This window comes from Blastococcus sp. TF02A-35 (genome assembly GCF_004571075.1).
Lineage (GTDB): Bacteria > Actinomycetota > Actinomycetes > Mycobacteriales > Geodermatophilaceae > Blastococcus.
On the sequence record NZ_SPQP01000060.1, the window covers coordinates 1 to 16,363 of the forward strand.

At 74.2% G+C, this 16,363-nt stretch carries 16 protein-coding genes; 12 read left to right on the forward strand and 4 right to left on the reverse strand.

All coding sequences use genetic code 11. From position 1 onward, the window contains the following. Positions 1-190 precede the first annotated feature (190 nt). Both E4P43_RS18640 and E4P43_RS18645 read right to left on the reverse strand, forming a co-directional pair. Positions 191-856, reverse strand: coding sequence for a DUF2461 domain-containing protein (locus E4P43_RS18640; RefSeq protein WP_135147018.1), 666 nt, complete (start codon positions 854-856; stop codon positions 191-193). Further along, positions 853-1,416: a GNAT family N-acetyltransferase gene (locus E4P43_RS18645; protein WP_135147019.1), complete on the reverse strand. Its 564-nt coding sequence runs from the start codon at positions 1,414-1,416 to the stop codon at positions 853-855. The genes E4P43_RS18640 and E4P43_RS18645 overlap by 4 nt, the downstream gene beginning before the upstream one ends. A gap of 65 nt (positions 1,417-1,481) precedes the next feature. Between E4P43_RS18645 and E4P43_RS18650 the strand changes: the two genes are divergently transcribed. Next, positions 1,482-2,696, forward strand: coding sequence for a crosslink repair DNA glycosylase YcaQ family protein (locus tag E4P43_RS18650; RefSeq protein ID WP_135147020.1), 1,215 nt, complete (start codon positions 1,482-1,484; stop codon positions 2,694-2,696). On the opposite strand, the gene E4P43_RS18655 is transcribed toward E4P43_RS18650, so the two are convergent. Then, positions 2,668-3,084 (reverse strand): DUF1232 domain-containing protein, encoded by a 417-nt coding sequence (locus E4P43_RS18655; protein WP_135147021.1) that lies wholly within the window; start codon positions 3,082-3,084, stop codon positions 2,668-2,670. The two genes, E4P43_RS18650 and E4P43_RS18655, sit on opposite strands and share 29 nt — an antisense overlap. A 41-nt stretch (positions 3,085-3,125) precedes the next feature. Here E4P43_RS18655 and thyX point away from each other — a divergent pair, with 41 nt between their 5' ends. The 5 genes from thyX to E4P43_RS18680 all read left to right on the forward strand — a co-directional run bounded on the left by thyX (position 3,126) and on the right by E4P43_RS18680 (position 7,880). Then, positions 3,126-3,878, forward strand: a complete 753-nt coding sequence (gene thyX, locus E4P43_RS18660; protein ID WP_135147022.1) for an FAD-dependent thymidylate synthase — start codon at positions 3,126-3,128, stop codon at positions 3,876-3,878. A 77-nt stretch (positions 3,879-3,955) separates the two neighbouring features. After that, on the forward strand, positions 3,956-4,759 hold the full coding sequence (locus E4P43_RS18665) for a thymidylate synthase (RefSeq protein ID WP_135147023.1): 804 nt from the start codon (positions 3,956-3,958) through the stop codon (positions 4,757-4,759). Between the two features lie 20 nt (positions 4,760-4,779). After that, the gene (locus E4P43_RS18670) at positions 4,780-5,277 is read left to right on the forward strand and encodes a dihydrofolate reductase (RefSeq protein ID WP_135147024.1); all 498 of its coding nucleotides are present in this window, start codon (positions 4,780-4,782) and stop codon (positions 5,275-5,277) included. A gap of 9 nt (positions 5,278-5,286) precedes the next feature. Next, the gene (gene dapA / locus E4P43_RS18675; RefSeq protein ID WP_135147025.1) at positions 5,287-6,183 is read left to right on the forward strand and encodes a 4-hydroxy-tetrahydrodipicolinate synthase; all 897 of its coding nucleotides are present in this window, start codon (positions 5,287-5,289) and stop codon (positions 6,181-6,183) included. After that, positions 6,180-7,880, forward strand: a complete 1,701-nt coding sequence (locus E4P43_RS18680) for a ribonuclease J (protein WP_135147026.1) — start codon at positions 6,180-6,182, stop codon at positions 7,878-7,880. The genes dapA and E4P43_RS18680 overlap by 4 nt, the downstream gene beginning before the upstream one ends. 52 nt (positions 7,881-7,932) lie before the next feature. Here the strand turns inward: E4P43_RS18680 and E4P43_RS18685 are convergent, their stop codons facing one another. Next, positions 7,933-9,882, reverse strand: a complete 1,950-nt coding sequence (locus E4P43_RS18685) for a S9 family peptidase (protein ID WP_135147027.1) — start codon at positions 9,880-9,882, stop codon at positions 7,933-7,935. 91 nt (positions 9,883-9,973) lie between these two features. On the opposite strand from E4P43_RS18685, the gene E4P43_RS18690 reads away from it, so the two are divergent. The 6 genes from E4P43_RS18690 to E4P43_RS18715 all read left to right on the forward strand — a co-directional run bounded on the left by E4P43_RS18690 (position 9,974) and on the right by E4P43_RS18715 (position 16,240). Then, positions 9,974-12,484 (forward strand): DNA translocase FtsK, encoded by a 2,511-nt coding sequence (locus E4P43_RS18690; RefSeq protein WP_135147028.1) that lies wholly within the window; start codon positions 9,974-9,976, stop codon positions 12,482-12,484. Between the two features lie 63 nt (positions 12,485-12,547). Continuing rightward, positions 12,548-13,984, forward strand: a complete 1,437-nt coding sequence (gene rimO / locus E4P43_RS18695; RefSeq protein WP_135147029.1) for a 30S ribosomal protein S12 methylthiotransferase RimO — start codon at positions 12,548-12,550, stop codon at positions 13,982-13,984. Between the two features lie 5 nt (positions 13,985-13,989). Continuing rightward, complete coding sequence (pgsA, locus tag E4P43_RS18700; protein WP_245159247.1) at positions 13,990-14,655, forward strand: CDP-diacylglycerol--glycerol-3-phosphate 3-phosphatidyltransferase; 666 nt, start codon at positions 13,990-13,992, stop codon at positions 14,653-14,655. 8 nt (positions 14,656-14,663) lie between these two features. Then, positions 14,664-15,152, forward strand: a complete 489-nt coding sequence (locus E4P43_RS18705; protein ID WP_135147031.1) for a nicotinamide-nucleotide amidohydrolase family protein — start codon at positions 14,664-14,666, stop codon at positions 15,150-15,152. A 151-nt stretch (positions 15,153-15,303) separates the two neighbouring features. Continuing rightward, on the forward strand, positions 15,304-15,708 hold the full coding sequence (locus tag E4P43_RS18710; protein ID WP_135147032.1) for a helix-turn-helix domain-containing protein: 405 nt from the start codon (positions 15,304-15,306) through the stop codon (positions 15,706-15,708). A gap of 16 nt (positions 15,709-15,724) precedes the next feature. Continuing rightward, a complete protein-coding gene (locus E4P43_RS18715; RefSeq protein ID WP_135147033.1) occupies positions 15,725-16,240 on the forward strand; it encodes a helix-turn-helix domain-containing protein in 516 nt (171 codons plus the stop codon). The last annotated feature ends 123 nt before the right edge of the window (positions 16,241-16,363 follow it).

The following is a 16,363-nucleotide window of genomic DNA, read 5'->3' on the forward strand; positions in this document are numbered from 1 at the left end:
AAGCTAAGCCTCTCAGCGCCGATGGTACTGCCCTGGAGACGGGGTGGGAGAGTAGGACGCCGCCGGACAAACATTCACGAAGGGCCCCAGCCATCACGGCTGGGGCCCTTCGTCGTCCCCCCACAAAAGCCCGTACTAGCCATTTCGGCCCTAGAGGGGGGCCTTCATGGCCATTTCGGCCGTTGCGGGGTCAGCGGCGGGGGCGGGGCTCCTTCGTCGTGGCGCCGACGTTGTCGGCGAACCAGGTGTTGAGCGCGACCAGGTCCCGCCAGCCCTCCCGGACGCGATCGACCGCCGCGCGGGTGTGCAGCCAGTCCTCCGGCGTCCAGTGACGGGTCGCGTAGAGCGACCGGTGCCTGAGCAGGTCGATGCGCTCGTGGTCGGCGGAGAAGCCGGCGGGAACGCGCACGAGGCGGTCCCCCTCGATCTCCCAGGCTGCGGCCCGCAGCCGGCCCACCTCGGCGGCGAGCCGGGATCCTTGCAGCTCGTCGGCCACCGCCCGCCGGTAGCGCGCCACCTGGTCGGACTCCAGCCGCCAGCACCCGCCGGAGACGGTCAGCCCGTCCGCGGAGATCTGCACGTACCAGGAGCCGGTGCCCAGGCCCACCCTGGTCACGACCGCGCCCTGGTGTGTCTTGTAGGGCGTCTTGTCGTGGGAGAAGCGCACGTCCCGGTAGGGGCGGAAGACCTTGCCGGTGCCGAACTCCGGCGCGAGCTCCTCGACCAGCGCGCTCATGGGGCCGCGGACGTGCGCCTCGTAGTCGGTCCGGTGCGCCGTCCAGTACGGCTTGCTGTTGTCCGCCTCGAGACCTTCGTAGAAGACCAGCCCCTGGTCGGGGAAACCCTCGAAGGTCATCGCCCGTCCTCTCCGTCCAGCTCCACGTGCCAGCGGACCTCGCGGAGCGGCTCCCCGCCCGTCTCCAGGGTGCGGGCCCAGCCGTCGGCGGCCCAGCCGGCCGACTCGAAGAAGCCCTCCGACACCCGGTCGGACTCCAGCAGCCACACCCGCATGCTGCGGACGCCGTCGGCGACAGCCAGGTCGGTGGCGGCAGCGAGCAGCCGGCTGCCATGCCCGCGGCGGCCCCAGCGGGGCTCGACGAGCAGCGGGCCGAGCTCGGCGACACCGGGCTCCTCGCCCGGGACGGTCGCCGCGAAGCCGACCACCTCGTCCCGCTCCAGCGCCACGAGGACGCGGTGCGCGGGGGAGGGTGGGGTGCTGACGGCGGCCTCCCACGTGGCGGTCACCGCGGCGTCGTCCCAGCCGTCGAGGACCGCAGGCGGCAGGACGGCGCGGAACGCCGTCCGCCAGGTCACGGCCTGGACGCGGGCGACGGCGGCACCGTCACCCCGGCGGGCGGGGCGGACGGAGACGTCGGCCGACCCCGTGAGGCGGGGGAAGAGCGGCGGCGAGGTCACCCGGGCAGCCTAGGTGCGGCGGTCGCGGGCGCCGACGTCGTACCCGGCGGGCAGGATCAGCTGCTGTGACAGCAGTCGACCGGATCCCCGCCGCGCTCGCGCGGCGCATCGCGCTGGCCGCCCAGGGGTTCGCCGACCCGCGCCCGTCCGGGCCGGTGGGGACCAGGCAGCTGGGTCGGCTCGTCGACCGGCTCGCGGTGGTCCAGATCGACTCGGTCAACGTGCTCTCGCGGTCGCACTACCTGCCCGCGTTCAGCCGGCTCGGGCCCTACCCGCGGGAGGCGCTGGACGCGCTGTCGAACCGCCGGCACACGCTGTTCGAGTACTGGGCGCACGAGGCCTCCTTCCTCCCCGTGCGGCTGCACCCCTGCCTGCGCTGGCGGATGGCCGCGGTACAGCAGGAGGCCTGGGGGAGCATGACCCGCGTCCAGCGGGAGCGGCCGGAGTACGTCGCGTCCCTGCTCGAGCGGGTGCGCGACGGCGGCCCGCTCCGGGCCAGCGAGCTGCAGGAGGAACGGCCCAACCGGCCCGGCAGCATGTGGAACTGGCACGCGGGCAAGGCGGCGCTGGAGTACCTCTTCTTCACCGGGGCCCTCACCGCCGCCCGGCGCACCGCCGGGTTCGAGCGGGTCTACGACCTGCCCGAGCGGGTCCTGCCCGCAGCGGTCCTGGAGGCCCCCACCCCCACCCGGCCCGACGCCGTGCGGGAGCTGGTCCGCACCGCGTCGCGGGCGCTGGGGGTGGCCACCGAGACCGACCTGCGCGACTACTTCCGCCTCACCCCGGCCGACGCGCGGACGGCCATCGCCGAGCTGGCCGACGCCGGCGAGCTGCTGCCGGTCGAGGTGGACGGCTGGGGGCGTCCCGCCTGGCTGGACCCCGCCGCCCGCCGTCCCCGGTGGGTCCGGGCGCGGGCGCTGCTGAGCCCGTTCGACTCTCTGGTCTGGGAGCGGCCGCGGGTGGAGCGGATCTTCGGCTTCCGCTACCGGCTGGAGATCTACACACCGGCGGAGAAGCGGGTGCACGGCTACTACGTGCTGCCGTTCCTGCTCGGGGACCGGCTGGTGGCGCGGGTGGACCTCAAGGCCGACCGGAAGGCCGGTGTCCTCCGGGTGCAGGCGGCGCACCTCGAGGAGGGCGCCGACCGCGCGGCCGTCGCCGCGGCGCTGGCCGAGGAGCTGCGGCTGATGGCCGGCTGGATGGACCTGCCGGACGTCGCCGTCGCCGAGCGGGGGGACCTGTGGCCCGACCTCAGCCGTGCTCTGGGGGCTGCGGCGTGAGGCCGGCGAGCCGGCGGACCACCGCGAGGCCGGCCGGCTCACCGGGCCAGTGCCGGAGGAGCGCCTCGTCGCCGGCGCGCCGCACCACCGAGCGCAGCGCCCAGGCGACGACCACGACGTCGTCGGCGTAGCCGAGGACCGGAACGACGTCGGGGACCAGGTCGACCGGCGAGAGCAGGTAGCCCAGGAGCAGCCAGAGGCGCACGCGCAGGCCCCGGGGGAGCGTGCGGTCGGCGGCCAGCCGCCGCACCAGGCGGACGACGTCGGGCAGCAGCCGCAGCGCCTCGCGGACGGCCAGCCCGCGGGACCGCCACAGCAGGAGGACCAGGACCAGCCACAGCACCACGAGCCCGCCGGCCACGGCGAGCACCGGCTGCCACCACTCCACGGCGACCAGTCTGCCGGGCGCCCCGCCGTAGGCTCGCGGACGTGCCAGAGATCGCGCCGCTCCGGGTCCAGGTCATCGCCCAGACGCAGTTCACCCCGCCGGCCGACGTGCCGTGGGAGACCGACGCCGAGGGCGGGCAGGCGCTCGCGGAGTTCGCCGGGCGGGCCTGCTACCAGTCCTGGGACAAGCCGGTCCCGGCCACGGCCACGAACGCCGGCTACCTCCGGCACATCCTCGAGGTCGGCCACCTGGCGGTGCTGGAGCACGGTTCGGTGACCATGTACCTCACCGGGGTCTCCCGGTCGCTGACCCACGAGCTGGTCCGGCACCGGCACTTCTCCTACAGCCAGCTCTCCCAGCGCTACGTCCCCGAGCACGACGCGGCCGTCGTCGAGCCGGCGGTCATCGCCGAGGACCCGGAGCTGCACGCAGCCTTCGTGGCGGCGACCGACGCGGCGACCGCCGCCTACGCCGAGCTGCTGGAGGGGCTGGAGAAGCGGTTCGCCGACGTCCCCAACGCCACCCTGCGCCACCGGCAGGCCCGCCAGGCCGCCCGCTCGGTGCTGCCCAACGCCACGGAGACCCGCGTCGTGGTCACCGGCAACTACCGGGCCTGGCGGCACTTCGTCGCCATGCGCGCCAGCGAGCACGCCGACGTCGAGATCCGCGAGCTGGCCATCGCCTGCCTGCGGGAGCTGCAGCGCGTGGCCGGCAACGTCTTCGGGGACTTCCGGATCAGCACGCTGGCCGACGGCACCCAGGTGGCCGCCAGCCCCCTCGTCACCGAGGGCTGAGCGCCTCTCCGGTCCCTCCCGGCACGCGCGTCGCCGGCCGTCCCGGGACGTCGGTGCGCCGCCGTAGGCTCGGGTCCGTGGCACCGATCGACACCCAGTACGAAGACCTCCTCCGGCGCATCCTCGAGCAGGGGACACCCAAGGAGGACCGGACCGGCACGGGCACCGTCAGCCTCTTCGGCGAGCGGCTGCGCTACGACCTGTCCGAGACCTTCCCGCTGGTGACGACGAAGAAGGTCCACTTCAAGTCGATCGCCGTGGAGCTGCTGTGGTTCCTGCGCGGTGAGAGCAACGTGGCCTGGCTCCGCGAGAACGGCGTCACCATCTGGGACGAGTGGGCCTCGCCCGAGGGCGAGCTCGGGCCGGTCTACGGCGTGCAGTGGCGGTCCTGGCCCACGCCGGACGGGCAGCAGGTCGACCAGATCGGCCAGCTCCTGGAGACGCTGCGCACCGACCCCGACTCCCGCCGGATGATCGTCTCGGCCTGGAACGTCGCGGCGCTGCCGGACATGGCGCTGGCCCCCTGCCACGCGTTCTTCCAGTTCTACGTCGCCGACGGCAGGCTCTCCTGCCAGCTCTACCAGCGCAGCGCCGACATGTTCCTCGGCGTGCCGTTCAACATCGCCAGCTACGCGCTGCTGACGAAGATGATCGCCGCGCAGGTCGGGCTGGAGCCCGGCGACTTCGTCTGGGTCGGCGGCGACTGCCACATCTACAGCAACCACGTCGAGCAGGTGACCGAGCAGCTCTCGCGGGAGGTGCGGCCCTTCCCGACGCTGGAGCTGGCGCCGGCGCCGTCGCTGTTCGACTACACCTACGAGCACTTCACGGTGCACGGGTACGAGCCCCACCCCGCGATCCGGGCAGCCGTGGCGGTGTGAGCGGCCGGGGTGCGGTGTCCATGATCTGGGCGCAGGCCCGGGGCGGGGTGATCGGCGCCGGCGGGAAGCTGCCCTGGCACCTGCCCGAGGACCTGAAGCTCTTCCGCACCCTGACGACCGGGTCGACCGTCGTCATGGGCCGGCGCACCTGGGAGTCGCTGCCCGAGCGGTTCCGGCCGCTGCCGGGCCGGGTCAACGTCGTCCTGACCTCGGACCCGTCCTGGTCGGCCGACGGGGCCCGCCGCGCCGCCTCGGTCGAGCAGGTGCTCGCCGAGCACGAGGACCTCTGGGTCATCGGCGGGGGAGAGGTCTACGCCGCCTTCCTGCCGCACGCCGACCGGGTCGTGGTCACCGACGTCGACACCGCGGTGGAGGGCGACACCTGGGCTCCGTCGCTGGACGACCGGTGGGCGCTGGCGGCCCGGACACCGGCCGAGGGGTGGTCGGTCTCGGCGTCGGAGGGCCTGCGCTTCGCCGTGTCGGAGTACGCGCGGGGTCGCGTCTCCACCGCTGGGTAGATTCTCCTCATGACCACCGACCCCGCCCGTCCGTTCGGACGTGTCCTGACGGCGATGGTCACCCCGTTCGCCGAGGACGGCTCGATCGACCTCGCCGGGGCCCAGCAGCTGGCCGCGCACCTGGTCGACCGGTGCGCCAACGACGGGCTCGTCGTCTTCGGGACGACGGGGGAGTCGCCGACGGTCAGCGACGCCGAGCAGCACGCGGTGCTCGAGGCCGTGCTCGACGCCGTGGGTGACCGGGCGACCGTCGTCGCCGGCGTGGGCACGAACGACACCGCGCACTCCATCGAGCTGGCGCAGTCCGCCGAGCGGCTCGGCGTGCAGGGGCTGCTCGTCGTCACCCCGTACTACAACCGGCCGCCGCAGGCCGGCCTGCTCCGGCACTTCACGTCGGTCGCCGACAGCACCGAGCTGCCGATCATGCTCTACGACATCCCTGTCCGCACCGGCATGCCGATCGAGGTGGACACCCTCGTCCGGGCCGCCGAGCACCCGCGGATCGTGGCGGTCAAGGACGCCAAGGGCGACCTCGGCGCCATGGCCTGGACGATGGCCCGCAGCGACCTCGCCTACTACAGCGGCGAGGACATGCTGAACCTGCCGATCCTCGCGCTGGGCGGCGTCGGGGTGGTCAGCGTCGTCAGCCACCTCGTCGGCCCCCGCGTGGCCGAGCTGATCGCCGCCGTGGAGGCCGGCGACCTCGCCACCGCCCGGACGATCAACACCAGCCTGCTGCCGGTCTACACCGGCGTGTTCCGCACCCAGGGCGTCATCACGGTGAAGGCCGCGCTCAACGCGCTCGGCCTGCCCGCCGGACCGGTCCGGCCGCCGCTGGTCGACGCCACCCCCGAACAGCTCGCGCAGCTGCGCGACGACCTCGCCGCTGGAGGCGTACCCCTGTGAGTGGTCAGGTCACCCAACCGCACCTCGACCTCAAGGCGCCCCCGCCGCTGCCCGAGGGCGGCCTGCGGGTGATGGCCCTGGGCGGTCTCGGCGAGATCGGCCGCAACATGGCCGTCCTCGAGTTCGACGGCAAGCTGCTGATCATCGACTGCGGCGTCCTCTTCCCGGAGGCCGAGCAGCCCGGGGTCGACCTGATCCTGCCCGACTTCGGAGTCATCGAGCACCGCCTCGACGACGTGGTCGCCGTCGTCCTCACCCACGGGCACGAGGACCACATCGGCGCGCTGCCCTACCTGCTGCGGCTGCGCGGCGACATCCCGCTCGTCGGCTCGCGGTTCACCCTCGCGCTGGTCGCGGCCAAGCTGCGCGAGCACCGGCTCGACCCGACGCTGGTCGAGGTCGCCGCGGGCGACGACCACCTGGCCGGGCCGTTCCACTGCGAGTTCATCGCCGTGAACCACTCGATCCCCGACGCGCTCGCCGTCGCGGTGCACACCCCGGCCGGCGTGCTGGTGCACACCGGCGACTTCAAGATGGACCAGCTGCCGCTCGACGGCGTGCTGACCGACCTGGGCGCCTTCGCGCGGCTCGGCGTCGAGGGCATCGACCTCCTGCTGGCCGACTCGACCAACGCCGAGGTGCCCGGCTTCGTGACCCCGGAGCGGTCGATCGGGCCGGTTCTCGAGGACGTGTTCGCCCGCGCCACCCAGCGGCTGATCGTCTCCAGCTTCGCCAGCCACGTGCACCGGATCCAGCAGGTGCTCGACGCCGCCGACAAGCACGGCCGCAAGGTGGCCTTCGTCGGCCGGTCGATGGTGCGGAACATGGGCGTCGCCCGAGACCTCGGGCTGCTGCGGGTCGCCCCGGGCCTCATGGTCTCCCTCGACGACGCGGCGAAGATGCCGGCCGAGCAGGTCGTGCTGGTGAGCACCGGCTCCCAGGGCGAGCCGCTGTCGGCCCTCGGCCGCATGGCCCGCGGGGACCACCACCAGGTGACCATCGAGGCCGGCGACACCGTCGTCCTCGCGTCCTCCCTGGTGCCCGGCAACGAGACCGCCGTCTACAAGGTCATCAACGGGCTGGCCCGCCGCGGCGCGACCGTCGTGCACAAGGAGACCGCGAAGGTGCACGTCTCCGGGCACGCCCCGGCCGGCGAGCTGCGGACGCTGCTGAACGTGGCCAAGCCGAAGTACCTCATGCCCGTGCACGGCGAGTGGCGGCACCTGCGGGCGCACGCCAAGCTCGCCGAGGAGACCGGCATGACCAGCGACCGGATCATCCTGGCCGAGGACGGCGTGGTCGTGGACCTCGTCGACGGCAAGGCCTCGCTCGTCGGCTCGGTGCCGGTGGGCGACGTCTACGTCGACGGCCTCAACGTGGGCGACGTCGGCGAGGAGTCGCTGCAGGCCCGCCGCATCCTCGGCGACGAGGGCTTCGTCGCGCTGACCGTGGTGATCGAGCCCTCCACGCGCACCATCGTGCGGCCGGTGCACCTGTCCACCCGCGGGTTCTCCGACGACCCGTCGGCGTTCGACGAGGTGCTCGCGCTGGTCGAGGACAACCTGAAGCGGGCGCTGTCCGACGACGACGCCGACGCCCACCGGCTGTCGCAGATCATCCGCCGCACGGTGGGCAAGTGGGTGTCGGACAAGCACCGCCGCCGCCCGATGATCATCCCGACGGTGCTGGAGGTCTGAAGGCCGCGAGCGATGTGCGGCGAGGGCGCGTTTCGATCACCGGGACGCGCCCTCAGTGCACACTGCCGCGTACCTCGATCGGCGTGATGTCCTCGTCGGCCGGCAGGTCGAAGCCCCACACCTGGGCGTAGAACGAGAGCTCGCCGTCCAGGGCGGCCCGGATGTTCTCCGCCTTGCGGAACCCGTGCTGCTCGCCCGGGAACAGCAGGTAGGCGTGCGGCACGCCCTTGGCGCGCAGCGCGGCGACGATCGCCTCGGCCTGCGACGGGGGGACGACGGCGTCCTCGTCGCCCTGGAACACCGCCAGCGGGGTGTCGAGCGCGTCGACGTGGTTGATGGGTGACCGCTCGGCGTGGACGGGGTTGCCCGAGGGCCCTGCAACTGGGTCATAGGGCGCCACGAGACCGTCGAGGTAGCGCGACTCGAACTTGTGCGTCTCGGCGGCCAGCGCCCCGAGGTCGGCGACGCCGAAGTGGCTGGCGCCCGCGGTGAACACCCCGGGGCGCATCGTCAGCGCGGCGAGCACCGTGTAGCCGCCGGCCGAGCCACCGCGGATGGCCATCCGGGCCGGGTCCACGCGTCCGGCGTCGGCGAGGTACCGGGCGCAGGCGACGACGTCGTCGAGGTCGACGACGCCCCAGCGGCCCTGCAGCGCGTCGCGGTAGCGCCGGCCGTACCCGGTGGAGCCCCGGTAGTCCACGTGCGCGACGCAGAACCCGCGCGAGGTGAAGTACTGGATCTCCAGGCTCAGCACGCGGTCGTGGCTCGACGTCGGCCCGCCGTGCACCATCACGACCAGCGGCGGCAGCCCGCCGTCCGCGTCGACGTCGGGGTTGGCCGGCGGGTAGACGACGGCGTGGGCGGCGTCGATGCCGGTGCCGTCCTCGGGGGTCGGGAAGGTGAGGAACTCCGGCGTCGAGAACCACGCCGGGTCCAGGCCGAGGTCGCGCGCGGGGCGCAGGACCTCGCTCTGCCCGCTGTCGACGTCGACCGAGAGCACCACCCGCTCCGCCGCGGGCCCGCCGGCGGCGCAGACGACCCGCGAGCCCTGGGCGCGCAGGTAGGAGAACGAGGTATAGGGCAGGTCGAGCTCGCGCGGCTCCGCGCCGGGGGAGAGGACGGCGAGCCGGTCGGCGCCGTCGCGGCCGTAGGCCAGGGCGATGCGGCCGTCGTCCAGCAGGGCGAACCGGCTCTGCCCGAACCGCCACTGCGGTCCGGCGATGTCGCTGCCCACGTCGAGCACCAGCTCCGCCTCGCCGCCGGGTGCCCATCGGTACAGCGACCAGACGTCGGTGCGGTCGCAGAGGAACCAGAGCGTGCCGTCCGGTGCCCAGGAGGGCTGGACGACGGACTCGCCGGGCCCGCCGGCGACGACGGTCCCGGTGCCGTCGGCGGCCCGGACGACCAGCTGGGCGGTGTCCCAGGGCATGTGCGGGTGGTCCCACTGCAGCCACGCCAGCGCGGTGCCGTCGGGGGAGGGGGCCGGGTCGGAGACGAAGTCGGGGCCGCTGACCAGCACGTCCTCGCCGCCGTCCGGAAGCACGCGCACGATCTCGTCCACCACGTCGGCCGCCGCACCCGACGGCGCGTGCGTCTCCCGCACCGCGAGCAGGCCGTCGGGGGCGACCCGCAGGTCGGCGTGCCGCACGCCGGAGGGGACCGCCGGCTCACCGGTCACCGCGACCGGTTCGGGAGCGCCCGGGTCCAGCCGGTACAGCCGCTGGTCCGAGAAGTTCGTGAACCACACCGTGCCCCCGGCGACCGTCCACGCGGCGCCGCCGTACTCGTGCACCCGGTTGCGGGCGTTCCACGGGGCGGGGAGGACGTCGGTCACGGTCCCGTCGGGCGACCGGCGCACCAGGGCCGACCGGCCGCCCTCGGCCGGGCGCGACTCCGACCACCAGACGTCCGCCCCGTCGACGACGACCTCGCCCAGCGCCGCGGCGGCGCGGACGACCAGTGCGGAGGTGATCGGCGTGGGCCAGGAGCCGGGGCTGGTCATGGGTGTGACGTTATGGCAGTGGTCCGACGGGTGCGGGACACGACGCCTGGCCTGCCCGGTCCCGGCCCCCGGCGGGCTTACCGTCTGACGCATGCCTGCCCGCACCACGTCGACGCGTCGGCCGGCCGCGACCCGCAGCCGGTCCGGTTCGACGGCGGCGAGCAAGAAGCGGCCGCCCGCCAAGCGCGCGCCCAACCGCCGTCCGGCCGCCAAGAAGAAGCAGCAGTCGGGTCCCGGCCTCTGGCGGATCGCCAGCGGTGGCTGGAACCTGCTCGCCAAGGGCGCCGGTGGCCTCGCCCGCTCGGTCGCCCGCCCGGAGGAGGCCGAGCCGCTCGCGCCCGAGCACCGCCGGGACGGCGTCGGCCTGGCCGTGCTGGGCCTGGCCATCGTGCTGGGCGCCGCCGCCTGGAGCGACGGCATCGGCCCGGTGGGCGCCGCCCTGACCGACGCCGTGCGCTGGGTCATCGGCTCGCTGGTGATGGTGCTGCCGGTCATCCTCTTCTTCGCCGCGCTGCGGCTGCTGCGCCGGGGCCCGCGCCCCGAGGCGCGCGGCCGGCTCGCGATCGGCTGGGTCTGCACGCTGTCCTCGGTCCTGGGCATCGCGCAGGTGCTCGGCGCCGGGGCCGACCCCCAGCAGGGGCGCCCCGGCTCGGGCGGCCTCATCGGCTGGGCGGTCGGGACGCCGCTGGTCGCCGGGCTCGGCCCGGTCGTCACCGTCGTCCTCCTGGTCCTGCTCGCCTTCTTCGGCCTGCTGGTCATCACCGCGACGCCGGTGCACCAGATCCCCGAGCGGCTGCGCGAGTTCACCGACCGGCTGCTCGGCCGCGAGGACTACGACGAGGACTACGACGAGTACGACTACGACGACGAGGAGGACGAGGAGCCCGCACCGAAGGGGCGCCGTCGCCGCTCGCTCTCGGAGGACCTGCTCACCACCGGCCCGATCGACCACGGCGCCTACGCCGAGGCGCCCGACGCCACCCGCACCACCGACCCCGAGCACACCGTGCTGGCCGACCCGCCGCCGGTCCCCGCCGCACGCCCGGCCGTCGTCGACCGGACCCGGCCGGAGGAGGACCTGCCGCCGGTCACCGAGCCGGAGCAGCTGTCCATCCAGCCGGTCGAGGGCGACTACGTGCTGCCCGCGCTGTCGACGCTGCGCCCCGGCGACCCGCCGCGCGCCCGATCCAAGGCCAACGACGTCGCCATCGAGGCGATCAGCGGCGTGCTCGAGCAGTTCAACATCGACGCCGCCGTCACCGGGTTCACCCGTGGCCCGACGGTGACCCGCTACGAGGTGGAGCTCGGCCAGGGCGTCAAGGTCGAGAAGATCACCCAGCTGACCAAGAACATGGCCTACGCGGTGGCCAACGACAACATCCGCATCCTGGCGCCGATCCCCGGCAAGTCCGCCGTCGGCATCGAGGTGCCCAACACCGACCGCGAGAAGGTCAGCCTGGGCGACGTGCTGCGCTCGCAGGCCGCCAAGCAGGACCCGCACCCGATGCTGGTCGGCCTCGGCAAGGACATCGAGGGCGGCTTCGTCTGCGCCAACCTGGCGAAGATGCCGCACCTGCTGGTCGCCGGTGCCACCGGTGCCGGTAAGTCCAGCTGCGTCAACTCGATCCTGACCTCGCTGCTGCTGCGGGCCACCCCGGACCAGCTGCGGATGATCCTGGTCGACCCGAAGATGGTCGAGCTGACGCCCTACGACGGCATCCCGCACCTGATCACGCCGATCATCACCGACCCCAAGAAGGCCGCGACCGCGCTCGCCTGGCTGGTGGAGGAGATGGAGCAGCGCTACCAGGACATGAAGTCCACCGGCGTGCGGCACATCGACGACTTCAACCGCAAGGTCGAGAAGGGCGAGATCACCGCGCCCCCGGGCAGCGAGCGGGTCTACCGCCCCTACCCCTACATCCTGGCGATCGTCGACGAGCTCGCCGACCTCATGATGGTCGCCCCGCGCGACGTCGAGGAGCACATCGTCCGGATCACGCAGAAGGCGCGTGCCGCCGGTATCCACCTGATCCTGGCGACCCAGCGCCCCTCGGTCGACGTGGTCACCGGTCTGATCAAGGCCAACGTGCCGTCGCGGCTGGCGTTCTCCACGTCCAGCCTCACCGACAGCCGGGTCATCCTCGACCAGCCGGGCGCGGAGAAGCTCATCGGCATGGGCGACGCGCTGTTCATGCCCATCGGCGCCGGCAAGCCGATGCGCGTCCAGGGCGCCTTCGTCACCGACGCCGAGATCGAGGCGGTCGTCGAGTTCACCAAGCGGCAGGCCGAGCCGGAGTACCGCGAGGAGGTCTTCTCCGCGGGCAGCGCCGCCGGCGAGCAGAAGGAGATCGACGAGGACATCGGCGGGGACCTCGACCTGCTGCTGCAGGCCGTGGAGCTGATCGTCACCAGCCAGTTCGGGTCGACGTCGATGCTGCAGCGCAAGCTGCGCGTCGGCTTCGCGAAGGCCGGCCGGCTCATGGACCTCATGGAGAGCCGCGGCATCGTCGGCCCCTCCGAGGGGTCCAAGGCCCGCGACGTGCTCATCAAGCCCGACGAGCTCGAGGCGACGCTGTTCACCCTGCGCGGCGGTGCGTGAACTCTGTCGTGGATCACTCCGCCGAGCGGTGAGGACGGCGCCGGTGGCGACTAGGATGGCCGGGTGACAGCCGCGCCCAGCCCTGCCCGGACCGTGGCGGTGGTGACGCTCGGATGCGCCCGCAACGAGGTCGACTCCGAGGAGCTGGCCGGCCGGCTGGCTGCCGAGGGGTACGAGCTCGTCGAGGACGCCGAGGGCGCCGACGCCGTCCTGGTCAACACCTGCGGCTTCATCGAGTCGGCCAAGAAGGACTCCGTCGACGCGATCCTCGCCGCGACCGACTCCGGTGCCTCCGTCGTCGCCGTCGGCTGCATGGCCGAGCGCTACGGGTCCGAGCTCGCCGGCGCGCTGCCGGAGGCCACGGTCCTCGGCTTCGACGACTACGCCGAGATCGGCGGCCGCCTCGACGACGTCCTGAGCGGGCGCCCCCTGGTGCCGCACACCCCGCGCGACCGCCGCACCCTGCTCCCGATCAGCCCGGTGCAGCGCACCGCGGCCACCGTCGCCCCGGACGCACCCGCCATCCCGGGCCACGACTGGCTGCGGCGCCGGCGGCTGGCCTCCGGCCCGACCGCGGCGCTGAAGCTGGCCTCCGGCTGCGACCGCCGCTGCGCCTTCTGCGCCATCCCCACCTTCCGCGGCGCGTTCGTCTCCCGGCCCCCGGCCGAGGTGCTGGGCGAGGCCCAGTGGCTGGCCTCCCAGGGCGTCACCGAGCTCGTGCTGGTCAGCGAGAACTCCACGTCCTACGGCAAGGACCTCGGGGACCTGCGCTCGCTGGAGAAGCTGCTGCCGCAGCTGGCCGCGGTGGAGGGGATCGTCCGCGTGCGGGTGGCCTACCTGCAGCCCGCCGAGCTGCGCCCGGGCCTGCTGGACCTGATCGCGGGCACGCCCGGTGTGGCGCCCTACTTCGACCTGTCCTTCCAGCACTCCTCGCCCACGCTGCTGCGCCGGATGCGGCGCTTCGGCGGCACCGAGGACTTCCTGCGCACGATCGAGCGTGCCCGTAGCCTGGCCCCGGGCGCCGGCTTCCGCACCAACGTCATCCTCGGGTTCCCGGGGGAGACCGAGGAGGACGTCGCCGAGCTCGAGCGCTTCCTCACCGAGGGCCGCCTGGACGCGGTCGGTGTCTTCGGCTACTCCGACGAGGAGGGCACCGAGGCCATGCGGCTGCCCGGCAAGCTCGACCAGACCGAGATCGACGCCCGCGTCCGCCGCATCACCGACCTGGTCGAGGAACTCACCGCCCAGCGCGCGGAGGACCGCATCGGCGAGCGGGTCGAGGTGCTGCTCACCGAGGACCTCTCGGCCGAGGAGGGCCCCGGCACGTGGGTCGGCCACGCCGCCCACCAGGACCCCGACGCCGACGGCACGACCACCGTCACCGGTGTCCCGGACGGCGCCGTGGCCGGGCGGCTGGTCGAGGCGGAGGTCGTCGGCACCGAGGGCATCGACCTCGTCGCCCGGGTGCTCGTCCCCGCCGTCGCCCCGGCCGGGCGGTGAGCCCGGTGACCGACGTCGCCCCCGACCCGGCTGCGACACCCCCGCAGTCGGCGAAGCTGGTCAACCTGCCGAACGCGCTGACCGTGCTGCGGCTGCTGGTCGTCCCGGTGTTCGCGCTCCTGCTCCTGCAGGACGACGGCCTGGACAACACCGACCGCTACTGGGCGACGCTGGTCTTCGGGCTGGCCATCATCACCGACCGCTACGACGGGCTGATCGCGCGGCGCACCGGCCAGGTCACCGAGTTCGGCAAGCTGGCCGACCCGATCGCCGACAAGGCGCTCACCGGCACCGCGCTGATCGGCCTCTCGGTCCTGGAGCTGCTGCCCTGGTGGGTGACGGCGGTGATCCTCGTCCGCGAGGTCGGCGTGACCGTCCTGCGGTTCTGGGTCATCCGGCACGGCGTCATCGCCGCCAGCCGCGGCGGCAAGGCCAAGACCGTGGTGCAGGCCCTGGCCATCGCCCTGTACATCCTCCCGCTGACCGGGCTGCTGGCCTCCGCGCGCTGGTGGGTGATGGCCGCGGCCGTGCTGCTCACCGTGCTCAGCGGGCTGGACTACGTCTACCGGGCCGTGACGCTGCGGCAGACCAGCGCCCGCGCCATGCGGGCCGCCACCGCCCGCCGCGCGACCGGGCCGAGCACCGGCACCCGGACCGACACCGCGGCCTGAGCGCCGCGATGACGACGTCGTCGCCCGTGACGGGGGCGCTGGCCGCCGAGCTGCAGCGCGCCCTCCTGGCCCGCGGGGAGACCGTCGCGGCGGCGGAGTCGCTGACCGCCGGCCTGTTCTGCGCCACGCTCGCGTCGGTCCCCGGCGCGAGCGCCACGCTGCGCGGTGGCGCCGTCGTCTACGCCACCGACCTCAAGTCCGCGCTGGCCGGCGTCCCGGAGGAGCTGCTCGCCGAGCACGGACCGGTCAGCCCGCAGACCGCCGCCGCGCTGGCCGAGGGCATCCGCCTGCGGTGCGGCTCCACCTGGGGGGTCGGCCTGACCGGGGTGGCCGGCCCCGACCCGGTGGACGGGCACGGGCCCGGCCGCGTGTACCTCGGCGTCAGCGACGGCGAGCGCACCGACGTCGCCGAGCTGGACCTTCCCGGGGACCGGTCGGCGGTCCGGGCGGGTGCGGTGGCCGCAGCGTGCCGCTCGCTGCTCGACCGGCTGGGGTGAGCGCCACGCGGGAACGGCGGCTCCGTCACAGGCGTTACGCCATCAGCGGACTCGGCCCCGCCGACGGGCTGTCGGCGCACGGGCCGCGTACCGTGAGCGCACGGTGCCTGACGGCACCGCCGCTTCCCCGCAGGCAGGACAGGAGACGGCCATGACGCTGCTGCGCACCCAGCTCGGGAGCACCCTGCGCGGCCACCGGCTGCGTCAGCACCGCACGTTGCGCGACGTCTCCGGCGCCGCCCGGGTGAGCCTCGGCTACCTCTCCGAGGTCGAGCGCGGGCAGAAGGAGGCCTCCTCGGAGCTCCTCGCCTCGATCTGCGACGCCCTGGAGCTCGAGCTGGCCGACCTGCTCGCCGAGGTGAGCCTGGAGCTGCGCGTGGCCGCGGCCGGCGCGGACGTCCGCCCGCTGGCCACGACCGGGGAGACCCGCGAGGAGAGCGCCGTCCCCGCCGGGACCGCTGCTCCGGCCGCCGAGCCCGCGCTGGCCCTCGTCGGCGCCGGAGCGCAGGGCCGTACGGCCCACCGCCGCGGCGACGCGGTGTCGCTCGCCGCCTGACCCGGTCCCGCCGGCCGTGAGCCGCACCCGGGCCGGGCTGCTCGACGGCGCCGCCCGTGCGTTCGCCGAGCACGGGCTGCGCGGCTCCACGATGCAGTCGGTGGCCGCCGAGGCGGGTGTCGCCAAAGGCACCCTCTACAACTACTTCCGCACCAAGGACGACGTGGCGCGGGCGCTGCTCGCCGCCGAGGCCGACCGGCTGGCGGCGGTCGCCGCGGCCCTGCCGCTGGACCAGGCGCTGACCCTCCTCGCCGACGAGCTGGGCACGCACCCGGTGCTGCGCCGGCTCGCCGAGTCCGAGCCCGACCTGCTGGCCGGGCTGCTCCTGCCCGACGCCGGTCGGTGGGCGGAGCTCACCGCCTCCCTCGCCCGCGTGCTGGCCGTCGACGACGACGCAGCCGAGCTGGCCGGCCGCTGGCTGCTCGGGGTCGTGCTCCAGCCGGGGCGCACCACGCAGCGGCGGCGGCAGGCGGCGGCGCTGGCCGCGGCGCTGCGACCCGCAGGGCTCACGCCAGGGGCAGACCGCGGGTGAAGGTGACCCGGTCGCGACCCGGCCCGGCGTGCCCGGGCGAGGGCGGCCATCGTGGGCCAGCGGCGGTAGATCCCCGCCTTGCCCGCACGCGCGCGGGCGGCGATCCGGTCGCTGTTGAAGATC